This is a genomic window from Ectothiorhodospira sp. PHS-1 (assembly GCF_000225005.1).
GTDB lineage: Bacteria > Pseudomonadota > Gammaproteobacteria > Ectothiorhodospirales > Ectothiorhodospiraceae > Ectothiorhodospira.
Window position 1 is genome coordinate 1 of sequence record NZ_AGBG01000058.1, and the last position, 4,625, is coordinate 4,625.

Consider the following 4,625-nt stretch of genomic DNA (forward strand, 5'->3'; position numbering starts at 1 on the left):
TGCGAAAACGTGGGGATACTCCAGGCCCAGCACCATGGGCCAGTGACCTCACTGGTTGCGGATATGGACATACTGCCAAAGTGACACCCCAGGGATAGACACGCCCACCCAGAGTTGATGGTTGCTTGCTCAGGGAGCGCCACATGACCGGGTTACGTATTGCACGAATATCAGCAAACGCTTATTTTGAAAGACAGACACAACATACCAAGGAGGCATCCATGCCCCAGGATATTCAAACCGACGTCGCCATCATCGGCGCAGGCACCGCTGGCCTGTTCGCCATGAAGCAGGTTCGCATGGCCGGCAAGTCGGTGACGATGATAGACCCGGGCCCACTGGGCACCACCTGCGCCCGGGTTGGCTGCATGCCCTCGAAGGTTGCCCTGCACGCCGCCCACCTATGGCATCAGCGGCAGGAGATGGCCGAGTACGGCACCCAAGGCATCGGGCAGCTATCCCTGGACCGGGACGCGGCCTGGGCCCGGGTCAGCGCCATGCGCGACCGATTCGCCGGGAAGACAGAGGAGAACGCTCGCAAGGCCATGGGCGAAAACCTGCTGGAGGGACCGGCCCGCTTCGTGGAACCCACCGTGCTTGAGGTGGAACTCCCGGGCGGCGATCGCCAGGTGGTGCGCGCCCAGGCCGTGGTCATTGCCAATGGCTCCCGCCCGGTGGTACCCGAATGGCTCGAACCCTTGGGTGACCGGGTCGTGACCACCGACACCCTGTTCGATGCCAAACATATCCCCGACTCGGTAGGCGTACTGGGCCTCGGCGCCATCGGCCTGGAAATGGGCCTGGCCCTGTCACGCCTTGGGGTGCGCGTCGTGGGTGCCGACATTGCCAGGTTCCCCGCGGGCATCAGCGACCCGGAACTGGGGCAGCGCGTGATCGAGCAATTCAGCGCGGAGTTCCCCCTGTGGCTGGGCGAGAGCGCCGAATTGAGCAAGGAAGCGGATGGGATCCTGATGAAGACATCCCAGGGGCAGGAAAAGGTGGACATGATCCTGGCCTCCCTGGGTCGGCGACCCAACACCGACACCCTCAACCTGGCCGAAGCAGGCTTCGAACTGGACGACAAGGGTCAACTGCGCTTCGATCCGGCCACTCAGCAGGTTCAGGATTTTCCCGTATTTGTGGCAGGCGATGTGAACGGCCACCGCCCCCTGCAGCATGAAGCGAGAGACGAAGGCACCATCGCCGGCTTCAACGCAGCCCGGGGCATCACCCGTTTTCGCCGCCGCACACCACTGAGCATTGCCTTCACTCATCCGGATATCGCCGTGATCGGTGAGCACCAGGAAGATATGGACCCCAACGAGATCATTACCGGTTCAGCCGATGGCAGCGGCAATGGCCGCTCCGTGATCCTGGGCGCGCAGAGCAATCTGATTCGTCTTCATGCCGATGCAAAGACCGGCCGCTTGCGAGGCGCATCGCTGATGGCCACGCATGGCGAACACCTGGCTCATTTACTGGCCTGGGCCATTCAGCGTGGAGAAACGGCGCAGGAACTTCTGGCGATGCCCTTTTATCATCCTGTGGTGGAAGAAATACTCCCCGATGCACTGCAGGAAATCGTCTCCAGACTCCCGGAAACACATGACCTGCCCAAAGGATTTCGCCGCGAGGAATGAACAACGTTTTCACTGATTTAACGGGGTCTTTCCTGTCCGATGACCGTGTTGTGATCGGGCAGCAAGACCCCCGGGTGTGATTTTTCCAGTGAATGCGCTATACTTTGCGGCTCTGTCTGAGGAGCGCTGCAACGGATCACCGAATCCGCCAGGCTCAGACACCTCCTAAAACGGCGCTCGCTGTACCCGCGAAAGTGGTCGGCGAGCTGAAAGTTTTGCTCCCTTCCGACCGCTTCGCACTCGCCCAAAGATTTAAGGAGTGTGTTCATGAACGCAGTCGTTGATAGCCAGAACCACGATTACGCCGTAGCCGAATATCAACCAGGCCGATTTCGGCCGTAAGGAAATCGCCATCGCCGAGACCGAAATGCCCGGTCTGATGGCCACCCGCGAAGAATACGCCAAGTCCCAGCCGCTGAAGGGCGCCCGCATCGCCGGCAGCCTGCACATGACCATTCAGACGGCCGTGCTGATCGAAACCCTGAAGGCCCTCGGCGCAGACGTGCGCTGGGCTTCCTGCAATATCTTCTCCACCCAGGACCACGCTGCTGCGGCCATCGCTGCCGGCGGCACCCCCGTGTTCGCCTACAAGGGCGAAACCCTGGAAGAGTACTGGGACTACTGCCACAAGATCTTCGAATGGTCCGACGGCGGCACCCCCAACATGATCCTGGACGATGGCGGTGACGCCACCCTGCTGATCCACCTGGGCGCCCGCGCCGAGAAGGATCTGTCCCTGGTGGACAACCCCACCAACGACGAAGAGCGCGTGCTGTTCGCCCAGATCAAGGAACGCGTCAAGAGCCAGCCGGGCTGGTACTCCAAGGTCCCAACGAAAAGTGGGTGTCCTTTAGATTCGTTAAGATTCGGTTAGCACGATGTGATAGTGGTTGCTCATCACCGCATAGGCCGCCACGTCGATGGCGAAGACGGCGGCCAGTTGCCGAATCCTGGCCTCGATCCAGCCACGCCGGTGTTCGAAGTTCTGGCCGGTGTGGCGGTCCTGTCCGCAGAGGAAAGCGCGGCGGACACAGCGCGACACCACGTGATACCAGGGCGTGTCGGTGACGGACACCAGTTCTGAGCGAGGTCGGGTCATGGGGTGAGGGTCTCAGAGAGGGCGGGGGAGGTCGGCGGAAAAGTGGGTGTCCTTTAGATTTGTCCGATTTGTCCAGATTTGTCCGGTGTGGTGGTCCTGCCCACAGAGGAAAGCGCGGCGGACACAGCGCGACACCACAAAGAAAAGTGGGTGTCCTTTAGATTCCATGGGGTGAGGGTCTCAGAGAGGGCGGGGGAGGTCGGCGAAAAGTGGGTGTCCTTTAGATTTTGGTACTATTTTTGTAAACACCCTCTTAGGAATCCATGAAAAAAGAAACCCCGACATGGAGCCGGGGTTAGTATATCAAGAAGGTGGGTTTTCTTTAGATTTTACTTATGCATCCATAATTAAGGAGTAGTTACTGGTATTCCCAGAGAGACTTCAACGTCAGTGGTGCTTTGATCTTTTGCTGTGCCCTTGATTACTCTTACGGTGCTTAGATCACCACTGCCATCCGCGATGCTTACAGCAGTGCAGTTTTGCGTTTCTGTAGGGATGCTATAGCTAGTATCTCCAGATTCCAGCATAATTGCGTTAGACCTAAGCGATGAGAGTTCGGATTCGCAGGCACCGATTTGGGCACGGTTGCGGTACTCGTTATACGCCGGCAACGCAATCGCCGCCAAAATACCAATAATCGCCACAACGATCATCAGTTCAATCAAAGTAAAACCTTTCTGGTTCTGCATCACAGCTCTCCGTTCATTTGGGTGACAGTTCCAATAGAGCAAACATGATGCCAACTCCAAATTGGGGATAAACGGTACCAATCCCCTCTTGCCCGGTATTTCACCCCCACCCCCTCCCAACCCCTGGCACCATCCCATAATGCCGACCAAAACGCTCGGCATTATTTTTCAATGCCACACCCTTCCAGCGGGATTCCTCCACCCGCTACACTCCATTCAATGGAGGACCCGCGCATGCCATCAATCACCCTGGAATCGGCCATCCAGCTGACCGGTCTAAGCAGAAGGACCCTCTGGCGGCGCATCGCCACCGGCACGGTGAGGCGCCTGGGCAGGACAGGAGGGCGAGGGCCAGGGCATGCCAGGATCGAGCTGGACCTGATCCGCGGGGATATCCCCCTGCCGGATCTGGAAGACGAGGATCTTCAGGTCATCCAGCAGGCGGATGCCGGTGACCCCGCGGCCCGCCACGACGTGGCCCTGATGCTGATGGAGGCCGGGTGCCAAGCGCTGGCCATCCATTGGTTGACAGCCGCCGCGAACCAGCAATACCCGGACGCCATGCACTGGCTGGGCCGCTGTTACATCACGGGGGAGGGGGTGCCCAGGGACGAGGCGTTGGGGCTCTCCTGGATCCGGCGCGCCGCCGAGCGTGGCCATCTGATCTCGTGCCGGCAGATGGAAGCCTTGGGGCTGAAATGATTGTCAGTCTTATTCCTGATGGGTTGTTGTCCATGTCTGCTTTTCGTTATCCGATGTCGCCAGAATTTACATTTTTCTAGGAAATACGTTCGTCAGCCCGGTAATTTTCCCCTTTTTAAAAATAAGTAGTTGATCCCTTTTTACTTTATTTTTGTGGCGCGTTTTTTGCTGGGTGGCTTTGGGTCGTTCTGCGAATGCTGCTTTTTCAGAAAAACGTGTTATGGGGGATTGATGATGGATTACAAGCGTACTCTTGTACTTGGGTATTCCTTATCGGCCATCTTGCTTGGTGGTGGTGTCATGCTTACCGCTCCGGCTTCGGCTGCTCCGCTTGTGATGGAGGGGGATTACGTCCGTGTGGGTATCGGTCTGAATGGCACGCTGGGATATGGTGGCATTACCCCGCCGGGACTTCAGCATGACCCGACAGGTACCGGGAACTGGGGGATTGAGGATTATCTGACGCCGGGGAGCCCCTGGGAGTGGTTTGGGGCT

Annotated in this window: 4 protein-coding genes, 2 pseudogenes and 1 riboswitch; of the genes and pseudogenes, 4 read left to right on the top strand and 2 right to left on the bottom strand. The window is 58.5% G+C overall.

From position 1 onward, the window contains the following. Window positions 1–221: 221 nt before the first annotated feature. On the top strand, window positions 222–1,640 hold the full coding sequence (locus ECTPHS_RS13400; RefSeq protein ID WP_008933299.1) for a dihydrolipoyl dehydrogenase: 1,419 nt from the start codon (window positions 222–224) through the stop codon (window positions 1,638–1,640). 112 nt (window positions 1,641–1,752) lie between these two features. Then, window positions 1,753–1,826, top strand: a riboswitch (S-adenosyl-L-homocysteine riboswitch). An 81-nt stretch (window positions 1,827–1,907) separates the two neighbouring features. Next, window positions 1,908–2,466: pseudogene (locus ECTPHS_RS13405) on the top strand (adenosylhomocysteinase); the annotation flags it as partial. A gap of 45 nt (window positions 2,467–2,511) precedes the next feature. Here ECTPHS_RS13405 and ECTPHS_RS13410 read toward each other — a convergent pair. Continuing rightward, a pseudogene (locus ECTPHS_RS13410) lies at window positions 2,512–2,739 on the bottom strand (Type I secretion system protein TolC); the annotation flags it as partial. A gap of 347 nt (window positions 2,740–3,086) precedes the next feature. Then, a complete protein-coding gene (locus tag ECTPHS_RS15380; protein WP_083838884.1) occupies window positions 3,087–3,428 on the bottom strand; it encodes a prepilin-type N-terminal cleavage/methylation domain-containing protein in 342 nt (113 codons plus the stop codon). Window positions 3,429–3,662: 234 nt separating this feature from the next. On the opposite strand from ECTPHS_RS15380, the gene ECTPHS_RS13420 reads away from it, so the two are divergent. Together ECTPHS_RS13420 and ECTPHS_RS15020 are read left to right on the top strand one after the other, a co-directional pair. Further along, the gene (locus tag ECTPHS_RS13420) at window positions 3,663–4,130 is read left to right on the top strand and encodes a tetratricopeptide repeat protein (RefSeq protein ID WP_008933302.1); all 468 of its coding nucleotides are present in this window, start codon (window positions 3,663–3,665) and stop codon (window positions 4,128–4,130) included. Window positions 4,131–4,259: 129 nt separating this feature from the next. Beyond that, on the top strand, window positions 4,260–4,625 hold a 366-nt coding region (locus ECTPHS_RS15020), incomplete at its 3' end, for a hypothetical protein (RefSeq protein WP_210386936.1).